This is a genomic window from Pseudomonas sp. Irchel s3a12 (assembly GCF_900187485.1).
GTDB lineage: Bacteria > Pseudomonadota > Gammaproteobacteria > Pseudomonadales > Pseudomonadaceae > Aquipseudomonas > Aquipseudomonas neuropathica.
Genome location: NZ_FYDN01000007.1, coordinates 212,839 through 235,762, shown reverse-complemented (window position 1 = coordinate 235,762; position 22,924 = coordinate 212,839). Strand labels below are relative to the sequence as shown.

Genomic DNA, 22,924 nt, shown 5'->3' with positions numbered 1-22,924 from the left:
CATGAACCGGCCGCTGCTGTGGCTGCTGATGTGTGTGATACCTGCGCTGGCGACGGCGCAGGATGAGCCGTTGCGCGTGGCCTATAAGGGTGAGTTGTTATCGCTGAATCAGACGCAACTGATCGCTCGTGAACCGTTGCCGCAGACGCTCGATACCCCGTTGGGCAGTCTGTGGAAATTGTTCGTATACGCGTGGCTGGTCGATACCGGTGCGCGTGAGCCGGCCTATGAATGTCGCGGACAGTCGAAGGAAGAGGTTTATTGCTGCTCGGCGGGCGGCAGGATCGAGCGTGATCAGGCACTGGTGAAATCCTGCGGGTTGTATTTTGAACCTGCACGGTTGGGAATTGCGGCGGCGGAGTGGCGGACGTATTGGCAGGCGCGACAGGCGCCGTCGTGGTTGCTGGATTTGCCGTTGGTGCAACCGGCTCAACGGGTTTCCGTGGTTGAGTTGCTGAAGGTTCTCGTCTCGTTGCCGGCGCAGGATCAGGCGCGCCGAGTGCTGCTCGATGTGGTGCTGAATGCGGCGGACGGCAATGTCGTCGGTGAACTGGGCGGGCGCTTGCGGGTGAAAACCTGGAGCTGGCTCGGCGATCAGGATCCGCAGTCGCGCCAGGGTGGTTTCGCCGGTTGGACCGCGGACGGATCTCCGCTCTGGGCGGGTGGGCGTGGCACCAGCCAGATGGTTTTGCGCCATTACGGGCAGGCACTGGCGACTGTGTTGCCAGCGGCATGGCCGGCGGAAGCGGGGCGTTGTGTTGAAGTCGGGTTGTTCTCGCGTTATCCGGTTACGCGGGTTTTGACTGGCGAGCGGGTGGTGACTTCCGGCCCGTTACAAGGCGATTACCGCGTCGAATTCGCCAATGGCAACGCACTGGATATCCACAGCGATGGCGAACTGTTTCTGCTCAACGACAAACTCATCGCAAGGCTTGATCGCGAAGAATACGTCGCCCGCGTCCTTGAGCGTGAAGCCAAACCCGAACCCACCGAAGCGGCCAAAGCGCTGGCCGTGGCGATCCGCACCTATCTGCTGCAAAACGCCACGCGCAACGGCGATTGCCTGAGCATCGACGACAGCAGCAATCGCCAACGCGTCGCACCGCGACCGGCTTCGGCCGAATCCCGCAACATCGCTGCATGGACGGCAGACCTCGTGCTGGCCGGCAGCACCGTCACCTATCACTCCGATCAACCCGGCCCGGACAAACTCGCCTGGCAACAAGCCGTCGAGCAAGCTAATGCCGGTCAGCGTTACGACGCGATTCTGCTGCACGCCTACCCGCGCGCCAGCATCAGCCGCTGGGATAACCCGGTCGCCTCCTGCGAACCACTGCCCGCCGCGCAAGACTGGCTGCAGAAACAACGACGCGGCTGGCGCCCGAAACTGGAAAGCGAAACCGGCTACAACGAAGTCAGCACTTTCGCCGTGTGCAAACTGGCGTTCGGCAGACCCTTCGTCGACCGCGAACGCCAACGTATCTACGTGCGCGGCGTACTGACCCTGCAGGATCGCCTCGACCTGACCCACGAATATCTGCACCTGGCCTTTGAAGCTCACCCCAACGGCCAGGATGAAACCTACATCGAAGGGCTCGCCCGTCATCTTTTGCTGGAATAGACCATGACACTCCGTTATCCACAGGTCTTGCTGCTGCTCTGCACCTTGACTGCGCTCTCGCCAGCCATCGCTGCCGACGGCGTCAAACTCGACACCCCGATCGGCGGCTGGCGCAGCGGCGCACCCGAAGGCGAGGGCGAAAGCTTCCGCCAGACCGTCAATTACCCGGCCTCATCGGTCAACACCCCGGTCGGCCAGGCCAACACTGCCCGCATCAGCGGCGAGATCAAAGCTGCGCGGAAGGACAACGAACCCGGCCGCCTGATCGTCAATGGCCTGAGCATGCCGCTGAAAATCGATGACAGTGGCCGCTTCGACCGCCCGTTTTCCTTCCCCAACGGCAGCAACAGCGTCGAAGTGCGCAGCCCCGATGGTCAGCAACGTCATCGCACGCAGTTCCTCAACACCAGCGGCGGCGCCACCCCGGCGAAACTGCGCGTGTTGCTAGCGTGGGACAGCGACGGCACCGACCTCGACCTGCACCTCGTCACCCCCGACGGCGCGCACATCTGGTACGGCAACCGCGTCGCCGCCAACGGCGCCGGTCTGGACGTAGACGTGACCACCGGTTACGGCCCGGAAATCTTCGCCATGCCGGCGCCGATCAAGGGGCAGTATCTGGTGTATGTGAATTATTACGGCGGTGGGTATCGCGGGGATGATGAGGGTGGAGATGAGGCGGTACAGGCACTGACCACGGCGCAGGTGACGGTGATTACTGAAGAAGGGACGCCTAGCGAGAAGATGGAGACGTTTTTGATCCCGATGCGGGCGGTGGGGGAACTGACGTTGGTTAAGGCGTTTAGTTATCCGTGAGGGAATTGGGCTACGGGTTGCTGCCCAATTTCAGGTCGCAGACATTGGACCGACTCAGGGCAGGAGCGAAAGACGGTCCTGCGCAACCTCGTAAGCAGCTTCTCTCTCTCGCTTCCCGATTGCGATTACAAACACCACAATCTCTTGATCAAGGACCTGATAGATCAGGCGATAGCCAGCGCTTTTCAGCTTCACTTTGTAGCAATCCGGGAGCTCGCGAAGTCGATTGGCTTCTATTCGAGGATTCTCCAATACCTGTGTGAGCTTCTTCTTGAACTGGTGGCGAACCGTATCGCCGAGTTTGTTCCACTCCTTTAAAGCACGACGATCAAATTCAAGGTTATAGGTCATCCAGACTTACCTTGACTCGTTGAGGTGCCGCGAGGCGTTCGGTGACTACGGCTATGAGTACTTCATCTTCCTCGCTGAGCAATGCTGCTTTGAAGGGTAGCTTGCCTCGCTCGGCGACGTATTGGAGTGTCTGACGCAAAAGCTCTGAGGGGGTTACTCCCAGCTTTTCCAGTTCGGCGAAGGAGCGCTGCTTCAGATCATCGTCGATGCGAATGTTGATGGAGGCCATGATGAAATACCTGTAATGACGTTTGTCGTTACGGTACCAAGAGGCTCTTCTGTTCGACAAGCGCGAATTTATGTTTCAGACGGTAGGCCGGGTTTATTTCAGGCATTAAAAAGCCGGCTTGTGGCCGGCTTCTCGGGGACTGGCTTGGCCTATTTTTGGTAAGCCTTGCCAGCCTTCAAAACGTACGTCCGGATCTGCGTCCGGCTGTGGGACTTGGTCAGACGTTGGTCTGCCGCGTCGTGCGCTGTCTGAGCCGCGGGGCGGGTCGATGCGCAAATGTGGGGCGCAGGATACTGAGTTTTGCTGTGGATTCCCAGCCTGAAGTGCGGTTTAGAGCGACTTCTACGCCAGAAATCCGAGATTTGTACCGATTGTCCGGGCCTCTTCGCGAGCAGGCTCGCTCCCACAGGGATCGATGTTTGCCGACAGACCTCACCGTTTTCTAGAGAAACGGCACCACCGGCCGCCGCTTGCTCACGGTCGACCACCAGAACACCCAGCCCAATATATGAATCCTTTGCTCCTCGATCTGTGCCGGGCGGAAGACTTCGTCCGGGTATTCGGCGTTGTTGTGGCTGCGCAGGCGCAGGCCGTTGCCGGGCATGCGGTGCAGGTATTTGATGCGCAGCATGCCGTCGTGTTCGATGGCGTAGATCTCACCGTCGACGACCTGGGTCAGGCTGCGGTCGATGGCGACGATGGAGCCGTCTTCGATGCGTTCGGCCATGCTGTTGCCGATCATGTGCGCGCAGATGGCGTCGGCATGGCGGATTTCCAGTTGATCCAGTGGGGCGCGCAGCAGGCGAATGGACAGGTCCGGGTCCTGGATGACGTGGGTTTTGTCTGAGCCGTTGGTCAGGGGTGTTTCTTTGAAGAAGGCCAGTTCGATGTCGTTGGGATGGATGAATCGGTAGGCGCCCTGTGGATCGTGGGCGTCAAAGCTGTCGCCGTTGCTGGCCGGCGGAGTCAGGCTTGGCAGCTCTTTTGTGCCTTGGCCGGTTTTCAGCCATTCGCTGTTGACGGACAGCAGGCGTGAGACTTCTTCCATGCGATACGCCGGGACGCCCCGGGTGTACCAGTTGTGGACATTTTGGGCTTCCGTGCCCCAGAACTTTGCGAAACCCGTCGTCGAGATGTTCGCAGCTTCCAGGAGTGCCTTGAATCTTGGACCGCTAGTGTTCTTTCTCATAAACACGGAGTCTACGGCCGTGCCAGAGCGGTTTGAATAAACCAGACGTTCAAAAACGGGCTGAATTTTGCGACGGAATGTAAGACGATCTTGTGGGAAATTACACAGGCTAAAACTTTTCTGTAGTCCGTTATAAACGCTCTGTTTAAGGCGGCTATTACCAGGCACAAAAAACCCCGGATCAACCGGGGTTTTCTTCAAGCCTCACGCGTAGCGCAGGTGCTTAGCCCTTGTAGGCGGCAACCGACTTGGTGATCGCGTCGCGGGCGGCGTCTGCACCGGCCCAGCCTTCGATCTTGACCCATTTGCCTTTCTCGAGATCTTTGTAGTTCGCGAAGAAGTGCTCGATCTGCTGGATCAGCAGTGGCGGCAGGTCGGTGTATTCCTTCACATCGACGTACAGCTGGGACAGCTTGTCGTGTGGCACTGCGATGACTTTGGCATCGCCGCCGCCGTCGTCGGTCATGTTCAGGATGCCGACTGGACGGGCGCGGATTACCGAGCCTGGCGCAACCGGGTAAGGGGTCACAACCAGCACGTCGAGGGGATCACCGTCGTCAGCCAAGGTGTTCGGGATGTAACCGTAGTTGGCCGGATAGAACATTGGGGTGGCCATGAAACGGTCAACGAACAGGCAATCGCTGTCTTTGTCGATTTCGTATTTGATCGGCGCGTGGTTGGCCGGGATCTCGATCGCGACGTAGATGTCGTTCGGCAGGTCTTTGCCAGCCGGAATCTTGCTGTAGCTCATTGGGCGTTGCCCCCGTAGTTGACCAAAAACACTTGGCCGGATTGACCAAAAAGTGGCGGCGATTATAGGCATATTCTGCCGTCGACGCTATGTACCGAAAGTCGTGCAGAGCTTAGTCGTGCGCCTGATAGACCGGGTCTGTGGCCTGAAGTTGCCGCAACCGGCTCAACGGGTCCTGCCGGTAGAAAAGCTGCAACTGCGCATAGACCTGTGGATAAGCCTCGTGCAGCAGATCCGGGGCGCTGAAGAAGTACTCGCTGGTGACCGCAAAGAACTCGGCGGGGTTTTCGGCGGCGTAGGGATCAATGGCGGTTTCGGCGTCCGGGTCATGGTCGAGCTGACGGTTGAGGTCGTCGTAAGCCTTTTGCATGACGTCGGCCCAGTCGCTGACACGCATGTCGGCATGCAGCGGCGGCAGACCATTGGCGTCGCCGTTGAGCATGTCGAGTTTGTGCGCCAGTTCGTGGATCACCAGGTTGTAGCCTTCCCAGCCACCACTGGCCATCACACCCGGCCAGGCAAGGATGATCGGCCCTTGCTGCCAGGCTTCGCCGCTGTGCTCGCCGTCCCACTCATGCTCGACACCGCTGGCGTCACGATGACGTTGCGGGCTGAGAAAATCGTCCGGGTAGAGGACGATTTCATGAAAACCCTGATACCAGTTCAGATCGCCGAGATTGAGCAGCGGCAGCTGCGCCTGGGCGGCGAGCAACAGGCGTTGTTCCTGATGCAGTTCGACGCCGGGCAGGGCGCTCAGGTGTTTGTCTTCGAGGAATAGCACGCAGGCTTCGCGCAGCCACTGGTCTTCGGCTGCGCTGATGCCGTCAAGGAAGCTCAGGTGATGGCGCACCCGTTGCCACATGTCGTCGGCAATCGGGTGCTTTGCCAGAGTGCGCCGGCGACGCCAGGCGCTCAGCGACCACATCGGCTTAGTGCGATTGGGCTTTGGTGCCGCCGAAACGGCTGCGAACCACGCCGAGAATCATCGGCACCAGCGACAGCAGAATGATCGCCACCACCAGCAACGACAGGTTTTTCTTGATGAACGGTACGTTGCCGAAGAAATAGCCCAGCGTGACCAGACCGCCGACCCAGAGGATGGTGCCCAGTACGCTGAAACCGAAGAAACGTGCGTACGGCATCTTCGCCACACCGGCGACGAACGGGGCAAAGGTACGGATGATCGGCAGGAAGCGCGCCAGGGTTACGGTCTTGCCACCGTGCTTGTCGTAGAAGTCGTGGGTTTTCTGCAGGTAATCGCGACGGAAGATTTTCGAGTTCGGGTTGCTGAACAGCTTCTCGCCGGCCGTTCGTCCGATCACATAATTGGTGCTGTCACCGAGTATGGCCGCGAGCATCAGCAGACCGCCCAGCAGCACCGGATCCATACCACCGCCAGCGGCAACGGCGCCGGCAATGAACAGCAACGAGTCACCCGGCAGGAAAGGCATCACCACTAGGCCGGTTTCACAGAAAATCACCAGAAACAGGATGGCGTAGATCCATGGCCCATAGTTGTTCACCAGCAAATCGAGATAGACGTCGAGATGCAGGATAAGGTCGAGCGGGTTGAAATCCATGGGGGCACCTGTATGGCGGCCCGACTCGGCAGGCCTGTGCGGATGACTTCGTGTAAGCCTACAGCGGGGTGTAGTTTTTCTTACAAGCCGGAAAGATCGGGATTATACGGTCTGAAGGATGAAAAGCGCGTTGGTTTTGTAGCGGGGGATGTCGGGGTGTGAACAATTGTCAGGCTGCATTCGGCGTGGCTGAGGGAGCAGGCTCCCTCATCACACGTTGCATGCGCGATCAGAGTTCTTCGCTGATCGGCAACACATAGTTTTTGAACTCGGTGTCTTCCTTGAACCCGATGGATTCGTAGGTTTTCTGCGCGACGTCATTGTTGCTGCTGGTGGAAACGCGCATGCGCACTGCCTGGGTTTCCTTGGCCATTTTCTTCGCAGTGCGGATCAGGTTGTCAGCGACCAGTTGCCGGCGCGCGTCTTCAGCGACATATATGTCGTTGAGGATCCACACGCGTTTGAGCGACAGCGAGGAGAAGCTTGGATAGAGCTGACAGAAACCCATCAGTTTCTTGTCGTCATCGTCGGCCAGTGCCAGGTAGATCACCGATTCCTTGCGGCGCAGACGCTTTTCAAGGAACGCACGGGAGGAATCCGGGTAAGGCAGGGAACCGTAGAACTCGCGATATTTGACGAACAATGGGGTCAACAAATCCAGATGTTCGAGGGTCGCTTGAATAATCCGCATGATAGGTCTCGTCTTCAAGTGGCTGTCTTCAACTGCTCTGACGGCGATGGGAAACCCGTGCGGCCGTGCATCGATCCTGCCTTAAACCGGCGCAGAAACGCAATGCGGAAACGGTTCAGGTTGTGGGCGGATCCAGTAGGAAATTACCTTTCATGTCTACACCGGCATCCGATTCCAGCGTCTGAACCTGTGCTTCGTCCTTCAGGTTGACCCCCGACAACTGCCGCCGACAGGCTTCGCGCATCAGATAGAGCAAGCGGTGCGCCGCCATGCCGTAGCTCAAACCTTCGAGCCGCACATTGGAGATGCAGTTGCGGTAGGCGTCGGTCAGGCCGATTTTTGGATTGTAGGTGAAATATAAACCGAGACTGTCCGGTGAGCTGAGGCCCGGGCGTTCGCCAATCAGCATCACCAGCATTTTTGCACCGAGCAATTGGCCTATTTCATCACCGACGGCAACGCGACCCTGTTCCATCAGGATAACGGGCGCCATCGACCAGCCGTCAGCGCTCATTTGCTCCTCCAGTCGGGTCAGAAACGGCAAGGTATGCCGATGAACTGCCAGTGCCGACAGGCCGTCGGCCACGACAATCGCCAGATCGACACCACCCGGATGCGCCGCAGCGTATTCACGCAAGGCCTGCGCCGATTCATCGCTGAGCTTGCGCCCCAGATCCGGGCGTTGCAGATAACTGTTTCGATCCGTAGCGGCGCTGTGCAGCAGCAGGCTTTCGCGTCCGCGTTCAGTCAATTGCGCACTGAGTCCGGCATGATCAAATGGCAGATGCACGGCGTCACGTGCCTGGGCATGGGCAAACTGAAAATCCAGTTGCGCGTTGGTCGGCAGACTGGTGCCAGTGCGGCCAAGGGCGATCCGTGCCGGGGTCAGGCGGCGCAGTTCCAGCCAAGGGTTTTGCGGGTCCACGGGCGGTTTTTCCATACGACTCATCCCAGTTGCGCGAGCGCCTGGCGGAAGGCCGGCGGCAAGTTGTTACCGAAGCGAACCTTGCCGTCCGCTTGAGTGAAGATGCCCATGTTCGCCAGCCACTGTTCGAACTCGGGCGCCGGTTTCAGGCCCAGAGTCTGCCGGGCGTAGAGCGCGTCATGGAACGAAGTGGTCTGGTAGTTGAGCATGATGTCGTCGGAGCCGGGGATGCCCATGATGAAGTTGATCCCGGCGACACCGAGCAAAGTCAGCAAGGTGTCCATGTCGTCCTGATCGGCTTCAGCGTGGTTGGTGTAGCAGATATCGCAACCCATCGGCACGCCGAGCAGCTTGCCGCAGAAGTGATCTTCGAGGCCGGCGCGGATGATCTGTTTGCCGTTGTACAAGTACTCCGGGCCGATAAATCCTACGACCGTGTTTACCAGGAACGGCTTGAAATGTCGCGCCACCGCGTAGGCTCGGGTCTCGCAGGTCTGTTGGTCGACGCCGTGGTGAGCGTTGGCCGACAGCGCGCTGCCCTGACCCGTCTCGAAATACATCAGGTTCTGCCCGAGAGTGCCGCGATTCAGGCTCAGGCCGGCGTCGTAGCCTTCCTGCAACACGTTCAGGTTGATGCCGAAACTGGCGTTGGCCGCTTCGGTGCCGGCGATTGACTGGAATACCAGATCCAGCGGCACGCCGCGATTGATCGCTTCGATCGAGGTGGTGACGTGGGTCAGCACGCAGGCCTGGGTCGGGATGTCGTAGCGCTGGATGATCGCGTCGAGCATTTCCAGCATGGCGCAGATCGAGGCGATGCTGTCGGTGGCCGGGTTGATGCCGATCATCGCGTCGCCGTTGCCGTAGAGCAGACCGTCGAGAATGCTCGCGGCGATGCCGGACGGTTCGTCGGTCGGATGATTGGGTTGCAGGCGCGTCGACAAACGTCCGCGCAGGCCGAGGGTGCCGCGAAACTTCGTCACCACGCGAATCTTTTGCGCCACCAGCACCAGATCCTGCACGCGCATGATCTTCGACACGGCAGCGACCATTTCCGGGGTCAGGCCGGGGGCGAGGTTGCGCAGACTGGTTTCGTCGGCGGCGTCGCTGAGCAGCCAGTCGCGGAAACCACCGACGGTAAGGTGGCTGACCACCGCGAAGGCCTGCTTGTCGTGGGTGTCGATGATCAGGCGGGTGACCTCATCGGACTCGTATGGAATCAGCGCCTCTTGCAGGAAGTGCGTGAGCGGGATGTCGGCCAGGGCCATTTGCGCGGCCACGCGCTCGCCGTCGTTGAGCGCGGCGACGCCGGCAAGAAAGTCCCCGGAACGCGCCGGGCTGGCCTTGGCCATGACGTCCTTGAGGCTGTCGAAGCGGTAGGTCTGGGCGCCGACCGTGTGAGCGAAACTGGCCATACACAATTCTCCGTGACGGCGCAGACCGAGCCTGCGCCGGGATTGTCGGCACTCAGTGCAAGGCTTGCTCAGCCTTCTGGATCGCCGCGAATTCTTCTTCCGGCGTGCCTGCTACCAAGTGATGTCGACTGTAGAACGCAAAGTAAGCAATTAACACTCCATAGATGACGGCGGCACCGATTACCACCCGTGGATCGACCAGGAAACCCGCGACCACGGCGATGCACGCCAGCACCAAGGCCACGCCGGAGGTGAAGATGCCGCCCGGTGTGCGGTACGGCCGATCCATTTTGGGGCGGCGAATCCGCAAGGTGATGTGCGCGGCCATCATCAGCACATAGGAAATGGTTGCGCCGAACACCGCCACCAGAATCAGCAGATCGCCCTGGCCGGTCAGCGACAGGCCGAAACCGATGATGCCGGGAATCACCAGCGCCAGGACCGGTGCCTTGCTTTTATTGGTTTCGGAAAGTTTGCGTGGCAGGTAGCCGGCCCGGGACAGCGCGAAAATTTGCCGCGAGTACGCGTAGATGATCGAGAAGAAACTCGCGATCAGTCCGGCCAGCCCCACGAGGTTGACGAAACTGCCCATCCAGGTCGAGCCGCCATAGGCTTTGCTCAACGCTTCGACCAACGGGTTACCGGAGGTCAGCAGCGAGTTGGCGCCTGCACCGCCGGGGCCAACGATCAGAATCAACAGGGCAAACATGAGCAGCACCAACATGGCGCCGATCAAGCCGCGCGGCAGATCACGTTTGGGGTTCTTGGTTTCCTCGGCAGCCAGCGGCACGCCTTCAACGGCAAGGAAGAACCAGATCGCATAGGGAATCGCCGCCCAGACGCCGACATAGCCGAATGGCAGAAACGGACTGGCACCCGCGGCGGCAGTCACAGGAATGTCGAGCAGGTTGGCGACGTCGAAGTGCGGCACCATGGCCACCAGAAACACCCCCAGTGCCAACGCGGCGACGGCGGTGATGACAAACATCAGCTTGAGCGCTTCGCCGACCCCGAATATGTGGATGGCAATGAAAATGATGTAGAAGGCCAGATAGATCATCCAGCCGCCGATGCCGAACAGCGATTCGCAGTAGGCTCCGATGAACACCGCGATAGCCGCAGGGGCAATGGCGTATTCGATGAGAATTGCGGTGCCGGTGAGAAACCCGCCCCACGGCCCGAATGCACTGCGGGCAAAACCGTAGCCACCGCCGGCGGTGGGGATCATCGAAGACAACTCGGCCAGAGAAAAGCACATGCACAGGTACATGGTGGCCATCAGCAGCGTCGCCAGGAACATGCCGCCCCAGCCACCCTGAGCGAGGCCGAAGTTCCAGCCGGCATAGTCACCGGAAATCACGTAGGCAACGCCCAGACCCACTAGCAGTACCCAGCCGGCGGCACCTTTTTTCAGTTCGCGTTGTTGAAAGTAATCCGATCCGACTTTTTCATAGTCGACAGAGGTGCCGGTCGCCGGAGCGCCAGCCGGGGATTCGCTAGGCATAGGTTTCACCGTTCTTATTGTTTTATTGGCCCGGCTTTTTTTGCCGGTGGGTAGCATGATCGTCCCCACGCTCTGCGTGGGGATGCCTCAACGGACGCTCTGCGTTCGGCTTTGGTGGGACGCGGAGCGTCCCGGGCGGCATTCCCACGCAGAGCGTGGGAACGATCAGTGCTGCAGGTTTAGAAGAAGCCCAACGGATTGATGTCGTAGCTCACCAGCAGGTTTTTGGTCTGCTGATAGTGATCGAGCATCATCTTGTGGGTTTCACGGCCGACGCCGGACTTCTTGTACCCGCCGAACGCGGCATGCGCCGGGTACAGGTGGTAGCAGTTGGTCCATACGCGACCGGCCTTGATCGCGCGGCCCATACGGTAGGCGCGGTTGATGTCGCGGGTCCACAGCCCGGCGCCGAGGCCGAACTCGGTGTCATTGGCGATGGCCAGGGCTTCGGCTTCGTCCTTGAAGGTGGTGATGCTCACCACCGGGCCGAAGATTTCTTCCTGGAACACGCGCATTTTGTTGGTGCCCTTGAGCAGGGTCGGTTGGATGTAATAGCCGGTCGCGAGACTGCCCTCGAGTTTTTCCACCTTGCCGCCGGTCAGCAACTCGGCACCTTCGCCCTTGGCGATTTCCAGGTACGAGAGGATCTTGTCGAATTGCTGCTCGGACGCCTGCGCGCCGACCATGGTGTCGGTGTCCAGCGGATCGCCACGTTTGATCTGGCTGACTTTCTTCATCACCGCTTGCATGAATTCGTCGTAGATCGACTCTTGCACGAGTGCGCGCGACGGGCAGGTGCACACTTCGCCTTGGTTGAAGAACGCCAGCACCAGACCTTCAGCGGCTTTTTCGATGAAGCTCGGTTCGGCCTGCATGATGTCTTCGAAGAAGATGTTCGGCGATTTGCCGCCCAGTTCCACGGTGGACGGAATGATGTTCTCGGCAGCGCACTTCATGATGTGCGAACCGACCGGGGTCGAGCCGGTGAACGCGATCTTGGCGATGCGTTTGCTGGTGGCCAGGGCTTCGCCGGCCTCTTTGCCGAACCCTTGCACCACGTTGAGCACGCCCGGCGGTAACAGATCGCCGATCAACTCCATTAGTACACAGATGCCCAGCGGGGTTTGCTCGGCCGGTTTCAGGACGACGCAGTTACCAGCGGCCAGCGCCGGGGCGAGTTTCCACGCGGCCATCAGCAGCGGGAAGTTCCACGGGATGATCTGGCCGACCACGCCCAGCGGTTCATGAATGTGATAAGCCACAGTGTTGCCGTCAATTTCGGCAGCGCTGCCTTCCTGGGCCCGCAGGCAACCGGCGAAGTAGCGGAAATGATCGGCGGCCAGCGGGATGTCGGCGTTGAGGGTTTCGCGGATGGCTTTGCCGTTGTCCCAGGTTTCGGTGATCGCCAGCAGTTCGAGGTTCTGTTCGATGCGGTCGGCGATTTTCAGCAGGATCAGCGAGCGCGCCTGCACGGAGGTCGCGCCCCACGCGTCGGCAGCGGCGTGGGCGGCGTCCAGTGCCTTGTCGATGTCTTCGGCAGTGGAGCGCGGGAATTCGGCAATCGGTTGGCCATTCACTGGCGAAGTGTTGGTGAAGTACTGACCTTTGACAGGCGCGACGAACTCGCCGCCGATGTAGTTACCGTACTTGCTCTTGAACGAGACTTTGGCGCCTTCAGTACCGGGGTGAGCGTAACGCATGATGATGTTCTCCTTGGCTTTGTACTTATTAGAGAAACGCGCAAGTGCGCTTGCTATAAGCGTAGAGCAAAGGTCGGGCCACCGCCGTGCAGGGCCGGTAAATCAAGGGCTTGGCCGGTTTTTGTCGGACGGGTGGATGGCGCCTGTGACGGTTTCGGTACAGATGGGGTGACAGTTTGTATCGCTTTTGGCACAGCCAGTGACTGGGCAGTCTTGCCAGCATTGCAATACACATTTACCTGGAGGATCCTCAGCCAACAGCAACCCTGTAGGAGCTGCCGGAGGCTGCGATCTTTTGATCTTGATCTTCAAAAGGCAAGATCAAAAGATCGCAGCCTCCGGCAGCTCCTACACGAGGTTTGCGTCGACCTTTCGGGGAGAACAATAAGAAATGCACGACAATCATTTGAGTCGCCATGCCCAACAGGTTCTCACCGTTACCCAGGGCAAACCGCACCTGCACGGGCCCGGTGCCGATCCGTCGATTGCCCGTTCATGGCTGCGCTGTCTTGAGGACTATCACCTCGACCCGGCGCTGAGCATGGCGCCGACCGTGCTTGAACACGGGCGCGTACTGGAAAGCCGCGAACGCCTGCAACAAGTGCTGCAGATCGCCGGCAATGAAATGAGCAGCCTGCATCAACAACTCTCCGGCGCTGGCCATGCGGTGCTGCTGACCGACGCGCGCGGGGTGATCCTCAACTGCGTCACCGCGCCGGCCGAACGTAAAATTTTCGAGCGTGCCGGCCTCTGGCTGGGCGCCGACTGGAGTGAAGCCTGCGAAGGCACCAACGGCATCGGCACCTGCCTGGTCGAGCGTCAGGCCCTGACCATCCATCAGGACGAACACTTTCGCGGCCGTCACACCGGCCTGACCTGTTCGGCGAGCCCGGTGTTCGACCCGCATGGAGAGCTGCTCGCGGTGCTCGACGTGTCTTCGGCGCGCCACGATGTCTCGCGGCAAAGCCAGTTCCACACCATGGCGCTGGTCAATCTGTCGGCGAAGATGATCGAGAGTTGCTACTTCCTGCGCTGTTTCGATAACCAATGGTTGTTGCGTTTTCATTTGCAGGCCGAATCGGTCGGGCTGTTCAGCGAAGGCTTGTTGGCGTTTGACGGCGAAGGGCGGATCAGTGCAGTCAACCAGAGCGCGTTGAACTTGCTCGGGCATATTCGCGGCGGCTTGCTGGGTAAACCGGTCGAGGCGTTTTTCGATTGTTCACTGAATGAGTTGCTTGGCCGCGCGAGTGCCCATGCCAGCGCCAGTTGGCCTCTGCGCACTCGTGACGGCCGACATCTGTTTGCCGTACTGCGCGGCGAATCGCGCAAGCCCTTGCCGATCGTGCCGTCCACGGTTGTGGCCGAGGCCCCGCGTCTGTCGGGTATCTGTCTCGGTGATGAAGCGTTGCAGGCTGACTTCCGAAAAGCCTTGCGCGTCTTCGAGCGCGACGTACCTCTTTTGATCAACGGCGAAACCGGCTCCGGCAAAGAAGCCTTCGCCAAGGCCGTGCATCAGGCCAGTCAACGCTCGAGCAAAGCTTTCGTTGCCCTTAATTGTGCGGCCATCCCCGAGAGCCTGATCGAGAGCGAACTGTTCGGCTATCGCGGCGGCAGCTTCACCGGTGCGCGCAAGGACGGTATGCGTGGCAAGTTGCAGCAGGCCGATGGCGGCACGTTATTCCTCGATGAAATCGGCGATATGCCACTGGCCTTGCAGACTCGGTTGTTGCGGGTGCTGGAGGATCGGCAGGTGGTGCCGATTGGCGGCGAGCCGGAAGCGGTCAACGTGCGTATCATCAGCGCTACCCACCGCAATCTGCTGGATCGGGTTGCGGACGGCAGCTTCCGCGAGGATTTGTATTATCGACTCAACGGCCTGGAAGTGGCGTTGCCGGCTTTGCGCGAGCGCAGTGATAAATCGCAGTTGCTGGATTTTCTGCTGGCCGAGGAGGCGGGCGGTGAAACGATAGTCATCGAGGAACCGGCGCGTCAGGCTTTGCTTGCATTTAATTGGCCGGGCAATGTGCGGCAGTTGCGCAATGTGCTGCGCACGTTGGCGGCGTTGTGTGATGAAGGGCGGGTCGGGGTTGAGGATTTGCCGGTGATGATTCGGCAGGGGAGTCCGGCAGTATTAGCGGTTAAGGAGTCCGATCATCCGCTGGAAGACGCCGAACGGTTGGCTCTGCTCAATACGCTGGAGCAAACCCGCTGGCACATGACCCAAACGGCGCAGCAACTGGGTGTCAGCCGCAACACTCTTTACAGGAAGCTGCGTAAGCATGGGATTGAGCGGCGAGTCAGTTAGAAGGCCCTCACCCTAGCCCTCTCCCGGAGGGAGAGGGGACTGACCGAGTCGGTCTACTGATCTACGCCGACCTGAAATATTGAGCCGAACTCAGGATTTGAAAGCAACCGAGGTCGGCTCCCTGTCCCAGAGGGAGAGGGGACTGACTGAGTCGTTCTGGCGATTTAAGCCGACCTGAAATATCGAGCCGGACTCAGGATTTGAAAGCAACCGAGGTCGGCTCCCTGTCCCAGAGGGAGAGGGGACTGACTGAGTCGTTCTGGCGATTTAAGCCGACCTGAAATATCGAGCCGGACTCAGGATTTGAAAGCAACCGAGGTCGGCTCCCTGTCCCAGAGGGAGAGGGGACTGACTGAGTCGTTCTGGCGATTTACGCCGACCTGAAATATTGAGCCGAACTCAGGATTTGCAGGCAACCAAGATCGGCTCCCTCTCCTTAGGGGAAAGGGGACTGATCGAGGTGTTCTGGCGATTTACACCGACCTGAAATATTGAGCCGAACTCAGGATTTGAAAGCGACCGAGATCGGCTCCCTCTCCCTCGGGAGAGGGCTGGGGTGAGGGGCGACAATTAGCAGCCGAACCGAGATGCTGAGGTCAACCAGTCCTGCCCCTCACCTAAAGAGTGCGATTTCCCCCTCTCTACGCTAACCTGCGGCCATGTTTTACGAGGTCGACTATGCACATTCATATTCTGGGTATCTGCGGGACTTTCATGGGCTCAATGGCAGTCTTGGCCAAAGAGCTGGGCCACCACGTGACCGGTTCCGACGCCAACGTCTATCCACCGATGAGCACACAGCTGGAAGCCCAGGGCATTCAACTGACGCAGGGCTACGACCCGGCGCAACTTGATCCGGCACCGGATCTGGTGGTGATCGGCAACGCCATGTCCCGCGGCAACCCGGCGGTGGAATATGTGCTGAATAAAGGCCTGCCTTACGTGTCCGGCCCGCAATGGCTGGCTGACCATGTGCTGCAAGGTCGCTGGGTATTGGCGGTTGCCGGTACGCATGGCAAGACCACCACCAGCAGCATGCTCGCCTGGGTCCTGGAACACGCCGGCATGAGCCCGGGCTTCCTGATCGGTGGCGTGCCGCAGAACTTCTCGGTGTCGGCGCGTCTAGGCGGTACGCCGTTCTTTGTGATCGAGGCCGACGAGTACGACAGCGCCTTCTTCGACAAGCGCTCGAAATTCGTCCACTACCGTCCGCGCACAGCGATCCTCAATAACCTTGAGTTCGATCACGCTGACATCTTCCCGGATCTGCCGGCGATCGAGCGGCAATTCCACCACTTGGTGCGGACCATCCCAAGCGAAGGTCTGGTCATCCATCCGACCACCGAGCCGGCCTTGCAACGTGTGATCGAAATGGGCTGCTGGACCCCGGTGCAGACCACCGGTGCCGGCGGCCAATGGCAGGTCAAACTGCTGAGCGAAGACGGCTCGGCGTTCGAAGTGATGTTCGAAGGCGTGTCGCAAGGCACCGTCGAATGGGAGCTGACCGGTCAGCACAACGTCGCCAACGCCTTGGCTGCTTTGGCGGCTGCGCGTCATGTGGGCGTGGTGCCGTCGATGGGCATCGCTGGCCTGAGTGCGTTCAAGAACGTCAAACGCCGCATGGAGAAAGTCGCTGAAATACGCGGCATTACCATCTATGACGACTTCGCCCACCACCCGACTGCCATTGCCACCACCCTCGATGGCTTGCGCAAGCGCATCGGCGACGCGCCTCTTATCGCGATCATCGAACCGCGCTCCAACTCGATGAAACTCGGCGCGCACCGTGACGGTTTGCCGGACAGCGTGGTCGATGCCGATCAGGTGATCTGGTACGCCCCGGCTAACCTCGGCTGGGACCTGGCCGGCACTGCCGCGTTGTGCACGGTGCCATCGATTGTCAGCGATTCGCTGGAAGGCATCATCGAGCGCGTGAAGAGCCAGGCGCAGCCGGGCACGCATGTGGTGATCATGAGTAACGGCGGCTTCGGCGGCCTGCACGGCAAACTCGCCGAGGCGCTGCAATGAACACTCGTTTTGAGAGCAATGGCCCCGAACGCATCACGCTGGCGATGACCGGCGCGTCTGGCGCGCAATACGGCTTGCGCCTGCTCGATTGCCTGGTGCGGGAAGATCGTGAGGTGCACTTCCTGATCTCCAAGGCTGCGCAACTGGTGATGGCCACCGAGACCGATGTGACGTTGCCGCCCAAGCCGCAGATGATGCAGGCCTTCCTGACCGAATACACCGGGGCTGCCGCCGGGCAGATCCGCGTGTACGGCAAGGAAGACTGGATGTCGCCGGTAGCTTCGGGCTCCGGCGCACCGGCAGCGATGGTTGTGGTGCCATGTTCCACCGGGACGTTGTCGGCGATTGCCACCGGCGCCTGCAACAACCTGATCGAACGCGCCGCCGACGTCACTTTGAAAGAGCGTCGCCAATTGATTCTGGTGCCGCGCGAAGCGCCCTATTCGAGTATTCATCTGGAGCACATGCTCAAGCTGTCGAACATGGGTGTGACAATTCTGCCGGCCTCACCGGGTTTCTATCATCAGCCGCAGACCATTGATGACCTGATCGATTTCGTTGTGGCGCGGATTCTCAATCTGCTCGGCATTCCCCAGGACATGCTGCCACGTTGGGGTGAGCATCATCTGAGCAGCGATGAATAAGCTGCTCGCGATCGGCCTGGTGTTGTTGCTGACCGGGTGTGCGACGGCGCGCACGCTGGATGCAGCGAAACCGGGGGCGCCGGTGGTGTACTCCGGGACGCGGCTGGATTTGTATGCGCTGAATGGCGGGTGCTGCGCGATGGACCGGTTCGGGGCTGAGGCGCCGAGTTATCCGGGGGTGGATCTGCCGGCGAGTGCGCTGCTTGATACGCTGTTGTTGCCGCTGTCACTGCTCACGGTGATAGGCGTGAGTTTTCAGGCAACGGGCGGATTGTAGTTAGACAGATCGTTCCCACGCAGAGCGTGGGAACGATCATGCGGCGGAAGATTATTTGCCCAGCTTGCGCAGCTCATCCGACTCGATCACCCGCACCCCATCTTGCTCTTCCAGCGCCAACCGCCACATCGCTCGCGCCAATTGGCACGCTTCGATGCCCCGGTATTTACCCGGAATCAGCTTTGACAACGGCGCGGCCAGTTGCTCGGCCAGACGTGGTTCGGTCCGTTCACCCAACAACAGTGAAGGCCGGCAAATGGTCAATTGCGGCCAGTCCTGCGCACGCAAGGCCTGCTCCATTTCGCCTTTGACCCGATTGTAGAAAACCGACGACTTCGGATCGGCGCCTATCGCACTGATCACGATCAGATGCCGCGCGCCCATCTCCCGCGCGCGTTTGGCGAACGCCACCACCATGTCCAGATCCACCGCGCGAAACGCCGCTTCAGAGCCGGCCTGTTTGATGGTGGTGCCGAGGCAGCAATAGGCGATGTCGACGCGGCCACTGAGTTGCGGCAGAAACGCCTGCGGATCGCCCACCGGGTTTTCAAGATGCGGATGTTCGGCCAAGGGGCGACGGGAAGGGGCGAGCACGCGAGAAATCGTCGGCTCGTTGAGCAAACGGTCGAGTAGATGTTCACCGGTCAAACCGGTGGCTCCGGCAAGCAATACGTGCTGAGGCGTCAAGTACATAGTGTCTCTCCCTTGATACTGTTCAGCTTAGTTGCTCTTTATCGCTCCGTCGTTCAATGCAGCACTTTGCAAAGCTTTTCTGGCTTGCTGTTTGCGCAACAGTTGCCAGTGCGACAACACGGTTTTCGGCGCCCAGATCTGCGGCTCCGAGGCTTCGAAATTGTCCGCCAGTTCCCGTTCGGCGACGGTGGCCTTGGCCAGTTTGAAGGCTTGCTCCAGATCATCGGTCTGGTTCAGCGCCTGGGCGAACAGGGCGTCGCCGAAATAGGTGAAGTTGGCTTCTTCCGAACAGCCGAAGGACACCCGATCGGCGCGCGAGGCGGTCATGATCAGCGTGCGTTCGTCTTTCAGCGCCGGGATAAAGCCGCCGGAGTAGCACGACGAAATCACGATGATTTTGTCGCGGTTTTTCAGCGGTGCCAGTACAGCGGCGAGTTCATCGGCGGGCAGGTCGGCCAGTTCCATACGCGGCTGGTCGAGCACCAGCTCATGTTCGGCGGTGCCGTGACTGGTCAGGTAGATGAACAGCAGGTCTTCCGGGCCGCTGCGTTCGGCCAGCGTTTGCGCGGCACGACGCAGGTTCTCGCGGGTGGCCATCGGCCGGTCGCCGAGGTGGTCACGGTGGTTGACCAGGCGGACCTGGCCATAAGCGCCAAAGCGCGTGTTGAGCATGTTAGCGACGTAGTCGGATTCGCGCAGGAACACGCTTTGTTTGCCGTCGCCGCCGAGGGTCAACGTGTATAACTCGACCGCCGGGGTCGACGCGGGAATGGCGGCCAACGCGTCATCAAGCAGGCGGCCCTGAGCGAGCAAGCCGAGTTCGAGCGTATCGGGCAATAACTTGCCGTCGGCGTCGCGCACGCGCTGCCCATTGACCCAGGTGCCGCTCATCACGCTGCCATCGGTGAGCACCAGGGTGCCGCGTCCGGAGTAGCTGTCGTTGTCGAAGCCGCCGATGTAAAAGCTGCCATCGGACAGGTTCAAACGGCCCTGACCGCTGAAGCGCCAGTCGCTGAACGTGCCGATGTAATGGCTACCGTCGGCGCCGATCAGTTCGCCCTTGCCGGTCAGCGCGCCTTCCTTGAACTGGCCGAGCCAGACATCGCCGTCGGCGTTTTCGTAGCGACCTTTGCCGTGCAGTTGATTGTTCTTGAAGCCGCCGACGTAGATATCGCCGTCCGCGCTGTTGAAGGTGCCTTTGCCTTCCAGCTGACCGTTGACGAAATGCCCGCTGAACGAGTTACCGCTGGCATCGCCGCGTTGGCCTTCGCCGTTGGGCTTGCCGTGGGCGAACTGGCCTTGATAGGAGCTGCCGTCGTCCATTTCCAGACGGCCGAGCCCGGAGTATTGGTCAGCCTTGAACTCGCCACGGTAGGTCATGGCGTTTTCTTTCAGGGTGCCTTCGCCTTCGCGGCGTCCCTGTTTGAAGCCGCCGGTGTAACTACTGGCGTTGGTGGTCAGGCTGCCTTGGCCGTCGAACAGGCCTTGCTGAAACTGTCCGCGATAGACCTCGCCGTTGCTGCCATGCCATTCGCCCTGACCATGCCACTGACCCTTATCGAACTGCCCGGCATACCAGCTGCCGTTGGGGTAGTCGACGCGGCCCTGACCTTGCAGCAAGCCATCGACCAGTTCACCACGATAGCGTCCACCGTCGGGCAGGCGCGCATCCGGGGGCAGCAGCGATTCGCCGTCGCCGCACGCGGTGAGCATCAGGGTCAAGGCAAGGGGTGCAAGACGAGCGAGTGAGCGCATAGCGGGATCCGGGCAATTAGGCGACCGAGTATGCCGCAGCTATGTGACCTAATGCAGCCGGTAAAAACAGTGTTGACGCGAAACAGCGTGCGCTGCTTCGCATCCAGAACCATCAGACGAAGCAGAGCGACAGTGGCTCGGCGATATAAGCCGGTTTGTCCGAGCCTTCTATCTCCAGTGTCGCGGTGGCTTTGAGCAGCCACTGGCCCGGTTTTTTCTCGGTCACTTCGCCCAGATCGACCTTGAGGCGGACCTTGGAATTGACCTTCACTGGCTGGATGAAACGCACGCTGTCCAGGCCGTAATTGACCACCATCTTCACGCCTTGCGGCAGGATCAGGATGTCTTCCATCAATTTCGGGATCAGCGACAACGACAGGAAACCGTGGGCAATGGTGCTGCCAAATGGCGTTTGCGCGGCTTTGACCGGGTCGACGTGAATGAACTGATAATCACCGGTGGCTTCGGCGAACAGGTTGATGCGTTCCTGATCGATGGTGAGCCATTCGGAACGTCCGAGTTCCTTGCCGACATAATCTTTGAGCTCTGCAACGGGAACATAGGGCATTGAGACTCTCCTTGGGTTCATCGGTTTTATAGTTTTTCAGGTGGGGGATTTGACCGCCCTGCGAACCACTGTAGATCATCATGGCGATTTGCTCCGGTCAACCGACCATGCTTTTGGCGAATGCCGATCCATAGCGCAGGCGTGCTTATAATGCCGAGCCCCTGCTGGGTGAAAAGTAAGACGGAGATGTCGGATGTTGCTACGTGGCCTGACCCTGCTGGTGCTGTTCCAATTGCTCGGCACGGCGCTCAATCATTTGCTCTTGCCAGTGCTGCCGGGGCCGATCATCGGTCTGCTGCTGTTGCTGGTCTTCCTGATCGTTCGCGGTGAAGTGGGTGAGCCGCTGAACCTCGCGGCTGGCAGCCTGCTGCGCTATCTGCCATTGCTGCTGGTGCCCCCGGCCGTGGGCGTGATGGTTTATGCGAGCGACATTGCTGCGGATTTCTGGGCGATTGTCGGTGCGTTGGTGCTGTCGTTGATCCTGTCGATGGCCTTCACCGGGGTGCTGATGCAACGCCTGGTCAAACGGCATGCCCGCACATCGGAGGAGTCCTGATGCTCTTTGACTGGCAGGGCGCCTGGGCCTCCGTTATCCATCATCCGCTGTTCGGCATCGGCATCACCCTCGGCGCCTATCAACTGGTGCTGGCGGCGTTCGAGAAAACCCGCTGGATCTTTCTGCAACCGGTGCTGGTCTCCATGCTGTTGGTGATCGGTGTGCTGGTCGGCTGTGGCCTGACCTATGCCGAATATCGCAAGAGCACCGAGATCCTCAGCATTCTGCTCGGCCCTGCGACCGTGGCACTGGCGGTGCCGCTGTATCTCAACCTGCGGCGTATTCGCCAATTGTTCTGGCCGATTTTTACTACGCTGGTGATAGGCGGCGTAGTCGCCACCGGCATGGGGGTGGCGCTGGGCTGGTGGTTCGGTGCCGAGCACATGATTCTGATGACCATGGCGCCGAAGTCGGTGACCTCGCCGATCGCAATGCTGGTGGCTGAGCAGATTGGTGGCGTTGCGGCGCTGGCGGCGGTATTCGTGTTGATCACCGGGGTGATCGGTGCGATCTTCGGCCCGGCGCTACTGACTCGCCTCGGCGTGCACAGTCCCGAGGCGCGTGGCATGGCGCTGGGCATGACCGCGCATGCGGTCGGCACGTCGGTGGCGTTGCAGGAAAGTGATGAGTGCGGCGCGTTTGCGGCGCTGGCGATGAGTCTGATGGGCGTGGCCACGGCAGTCTTCCTGCCGCTGGCGGTGTCGATGGTGGTGTAAGGAAATATCTATGAGTCTGCCGCTTTTCCCGCTGAACACCGTGTTGTTTCCCGGCTGCAACCTCGATTTGCAGATCTTCGAGGCGCGCTATCTCGACATGATCGGCCGCTGCATGAAGCAGGGTGGCGGTTTCGGTGTGGTGTGCATCCTTGATGGCCACGAAGTCGGCGTCGCGCCAGAAGGTTTTGCTCGGGTCGGCTGCGAAGCGCGCATCACCGACTTTCAGCAGCAGGACAACGGCTTGCTCGGCATTCGTGTGCAGGGCGGGCGGCGGTTCACGGTGTTGAGTACCGAGGTGCAGCGCGATCAGTTGATCCTCGCCGATGTCGACTGGCTGGATGACGAACCCGAGCAACCGTTACAGGACGAGGATGCTGATCTGGTGGCGCTGCTCAAGGCACTGGCCGAGCACCCGATGGTGGAAGCGCTGGACATGGGCACTGAAGCGCTGGGTCAGCAATCGCTGGCCAATCAGTTGGCCTATCTGCTGCCCTTCGCCGAAGAAGACAAGATCGATCTGTTACAACTCGATGATCCCCAGCAGCGGCTGGATGCAATCCAGGCGCTGCTCGACGAACTACAAGGTGAATTGTTCGCCTAGTTGCACTTT

23 protein-coding genes are annotated in these 22,924 nt (G+C 60.0%); 9 read left to right on the top strand and 14 right to left on the bottom strand.

Features of this window, described 5'->3' with window-relative positions; translation table 11 throughout:
• Position 1 precedes the first annotated feature (1 nt).
• Together CKW14_RS14160 and CKW14_RS14155 are read left to right on the top strand one after the other, a co-directional pair.
• Positions 2–1,621 carry a DUF2300 domain-containing protein gene (locus tag CKW14_RS14160; protein ID WP_095125505.1) on the top strand — a complete coding sequence of 540 codons (1,620 nt, stop codon included), beginning with the start codon at positions 2–4 and terminating at the stop codon, positions 1,619–1,621.
• 3 nt (positions 1,622–1,624) lie between these two features.
• Entirely contained in the window at positions 1,625–2,437 is an 813-nt protein-coding gene (locus CKW14_RS14155; protein WP_095125504.1) for a YfaP family protein, read from the top strand.
• 54 nt (positions 2,438–2,491) lie between these two features.
• Here CKW14_RS14155 and CKW14_RS14150 read toward each other — a convergent pair whose 3' ends face one another.
• The 11 genes from CKW14_RS14150 to CKW14_RS14100 form a co-directional block, all read right to left on the bottom strand.
• A complete protein-coding gene (locus CKW14_RS14150) occupies positions 2,492–2,788 on the bottom strand; it encodes a type II toxin-antitoxin system RelE/ParE family toxin (RefSeq protein WP_095125503.1) in 297 nt (98 codons plus the stop codon).
• Positions 2,778–3,017: a type II toxin-antitoxin system RelB/DinJ family antitoxin gene (locus CKW14_RS14145; protein ID WP_016984130.1), complete on the bottom strand. Its 240-nt coding sequence runs from the start codon at positions 3,015–3,017 to the stop codon at positions 2,778–2,780. Before CKW14_RS14145 ends, CKW14_RS14150 begins: the two co-directional genes overlap by 11 nt.
• Positions 3,018–3,459: 442 nt before the next feature.
• Entirely contained in the window at positions 3,460–4,206 is a 747-nt protein-coding gene (locus CKW14_RS14140; protein WP_095048800.1) for a helix-turn-helix transcriptional regulator, read from the bottom strand.
• 223 nt (positions 4,207–4,429) lie between these two features.
• The gene (ppa, locus tag CKW14_RS14135) at positions 4,430–4,957 is read right to left on the bottom strand and encodes an inorganic diphosphatase (RefSeq protein ID WP_008052339.1); all 528 of its coding nucleotides are present in this window, start codon (positions 4,955–4,957) and stop codon (positions 4,430–4,432) included.
• A 112-nt stretch (positions 4,958–5,069) separates the two neighbouring features.
• The gene (locus CKW14_RS14130) at positions 5,070–5,882 is read right to left on the bottom strand and encodes a zinc-dependent peptidase (RefSeq protein ID WP_095125502.1); all 813 of its coding nucleotides are present in this window, start codon (positions 5,880–5,882) and stop codon (positions 5,070–5,072) included.
• A 4-nt stretch (positions 5,883–5,886) separates the two neighbouring features.
• Complete coding sequence (locus CKW14_RS14125) at positions 5,887–6,537, bottom strand: DedA family protein (protein WP_034153744.1); 651 nt, start codon at positions 6,535–6,537, stop codon at positions 5,887–5,889.
• 229 nt (positions 6,538–6,766) lie between these two features.
• Positions 6,767–7,228, bottom strand: a complete 462-nt coding sequence (locus CKW14_RS14120) for an N-acetyltransferase (RefSeq protein WP_095048797.1) — start codon at positions 7,226–7,228, stop codon at positions 6,767–6,769.
• A 115-nt stretch (positions 7,229–7,343) separates the two neighbouring features.
• Complete coding sequence (gene eutC, locus CKW14_RS14115; RefSeq protein WP_371857748.1) at positions 7,344–8,177, bottom strand: ethanolamine ammonia-lyase subunit EutC; 834 nt, start codon at positions 8,175–8,177, stop codon at positions 7,344–7,346.
• Positions 8,174–9,568 (bottom strand): ethanolamine ammonia-lyase subunit EutB, encoded by a 1,395-nt coding sequence (locus CKW14_RS14110; RefSeq protein WP_038361972.1) that lies wholly within the window; start codon positions 9,566–9,568, stop codon positions 8,174–8,176. The genes eutC and CKW14_RS14110 overlap by 4 nt, the downstream gene beginning before the upstream one ends.
• A gap of 52 nt (positions 9,569–9,620) precedes the next feature.
• Entirely contained in the window at positions 9,621–11,072 is a 1,452-nt protein-coding gene (gene eat, locus CKW14_RS14105; RefSeq protein ID WP_095125501.1) for an ethanolamine permease, read from the bottom strand.
• Between the two features lie 179 nt (positions 11,073–11,251).
• Positions 11,252–12,772, bottom strand: coding sequence for an aldehyde dehydrogenase family protein (locus CKW14_RS14100; RefSeq protein ID WP_095048794.1), 1,521 nt, complete (start codon positions 12,770–12,772; stop codon positions 11,252–11,254).
• A 391-nt stretch (positions 12,773–13,163) separates the two neighbouring features.
• Between CKW14_RS14100 and CKW14_RS14095 the strand changes: the two genes are divergently transcribed.
• The 4 genes from CKW14_RS14095 (at position 13,164) to CKW14_RS14080 (ending at position 18,026) form a co-directional block, all read left to right on the top strand.
• Positions 13,164–15,077: a sigma-54-dependent Fis family transcriptional regulator gene (locus CKW14_RS14095; RefSeq protein WP_095125500.1), complete on the top strand. Its 1,914-nt coding sequence runs from the start codon at positions 13,164–13,166 to the stop codon at positions 15,075–15,077.
• A 678-nt stretch (positions 15,078–15,755) separates the two neighbouring features.
• Positions 15,756–17,105 carry a UDP-N-acetylmuramate:L-alanyl-gamma-D-glutamyl-meso-diaminopimelate ligase gene (gene mpl / locus CKW14_RS14090; RefSeq protein WP_095125499.1) on the top strand — a complete coding sequence of 450 codons (1,350 nt, stop codon included), beginning with the start codon at positions 15,756–15,758 and terminating at the stop codon, positions 17,103–17,105.
• Positions 17,102–17,749, top strand: a complete 648-nt coding sequence (ubiX, locus tag CKW14_RS14085; protein WP_007909567.1) for a flavin prenyltransferase UbiX — start codon at positions 17,102–17,104, stop codon at positions 17,747–17,749. The genes mpl and ubiX overlap by 4 nt, the downstream gene beginning before the upstream one ends.
• Positions 17,742–18,026, top strand: coding sequence for a YceK/YidQ family lipoprotein (locus CKW14_RS14080; RefSeq protein WP_095048791.1), 285 nt, complete (start codon positions 17,742–17,744; stop codon positions 18,024–18,026). The genes ubiX and CKW14_RS14080 overlap by 8 nt, the downstream gene beginning before the upstream one ends.
• A gap of 51 nt (positions 18,027–18,077) precedes the next feature.
• Here CKW14_RS14080 and CKW14_RS14075 read toward each other — a convergent pair whose 3' ends face one another.
• The 3 genes from CKW14_RS14075 to CKW14_RS14065 form a co-directional block, all read right to left on the bottom strand.
• The gene (locus CKW14_RS14075) at positions 18,078–18,719 is read right to left on the bottom strand and encodes an oxidoreductase (RefSeq protein WP_095048790.1); all 642 of its coding nucleotides are present in this window, start codon (positions 18,717–18,719) and stop codon (positions 18,078–18,080) included.
• 27 nt (positions 18,720–18,746) lie between these two features.
• Positions 18,747–20,474, bottom strand: coding sequence for a C13 family peptidase (locus CKW14_RS14070; protein ID WP_095125498.1), 1,728 nt, complete (start codon positions 20,472–20,474; stop codon positions 18,747–18,749).
• Between the two features lie 112 nt (positions 20,475–20,586).
• The gene (locus CKW14_RS14065; protein WP_007909575.1) at positions 20,587–21,042 is read right to left on the bottom strand and encodes a MaoC family dehydratase; all 456 of its coding nucleotides are present in this window, start codon (positions 21,040–21,042) and stop codon (positions 20,587–20,589) included.
• A 193-nt stretch (positions 21,043–21,235) separates the two neighbouring features.
• On the opposite strand from CKW14_RS14065, the gene CKW14_RS14060 reads away from it, so the two are divergent.
• Genes CKW14_RS14060 through CKW14_RS14050 form a run of 3 tightly spaced genes read left to right on the top strand, consistent with a single transcriptional unit; the run spans position 21,236 to position 22,915 of the window.
• Positions 21,236–21,598 carry a CidA/LrgA family protein gene (locus tag CKW14_RS14060; RefSeq protein ID WP_095048788.1) on the top strand — a complete coding sequence of 121 codons (363 nt, stop codon included), beginning with the start codon at positions 21,236–21,238 and terminating at the stop codon, positions 21,596–21,598.
• On the top strand, positions 21,598–22,314 hold the full coding sequence (locus tag CKW14_RS14055) for an LrgB family protein (RefSeq protein WP_095048787.1): 717 nt from the start codon (positions 21,598–21,600) through the stop codon (positions 22,312–22,314). The genes CKW14_RS14060 and CKW14_RS14055 overlap by 1 nt, the downstream gene beginning before the upstream one ends.
• A gap of 10 nt (positions 22,315–22,324) precedes the next feature.
• Complete coding sequence (locus CKW14_RS14050) at positions 22,325–22,915, top strand: LON peptidase substrate-binding domain-containing protein (RefSeq protein ID WP_095048786.1); 591 nt, start codon at positions 22,325–22,327, stop codon at positions 22,913–22,915.
• Positions 22,916–22,924: the final 9 nt, after the last annotated feature.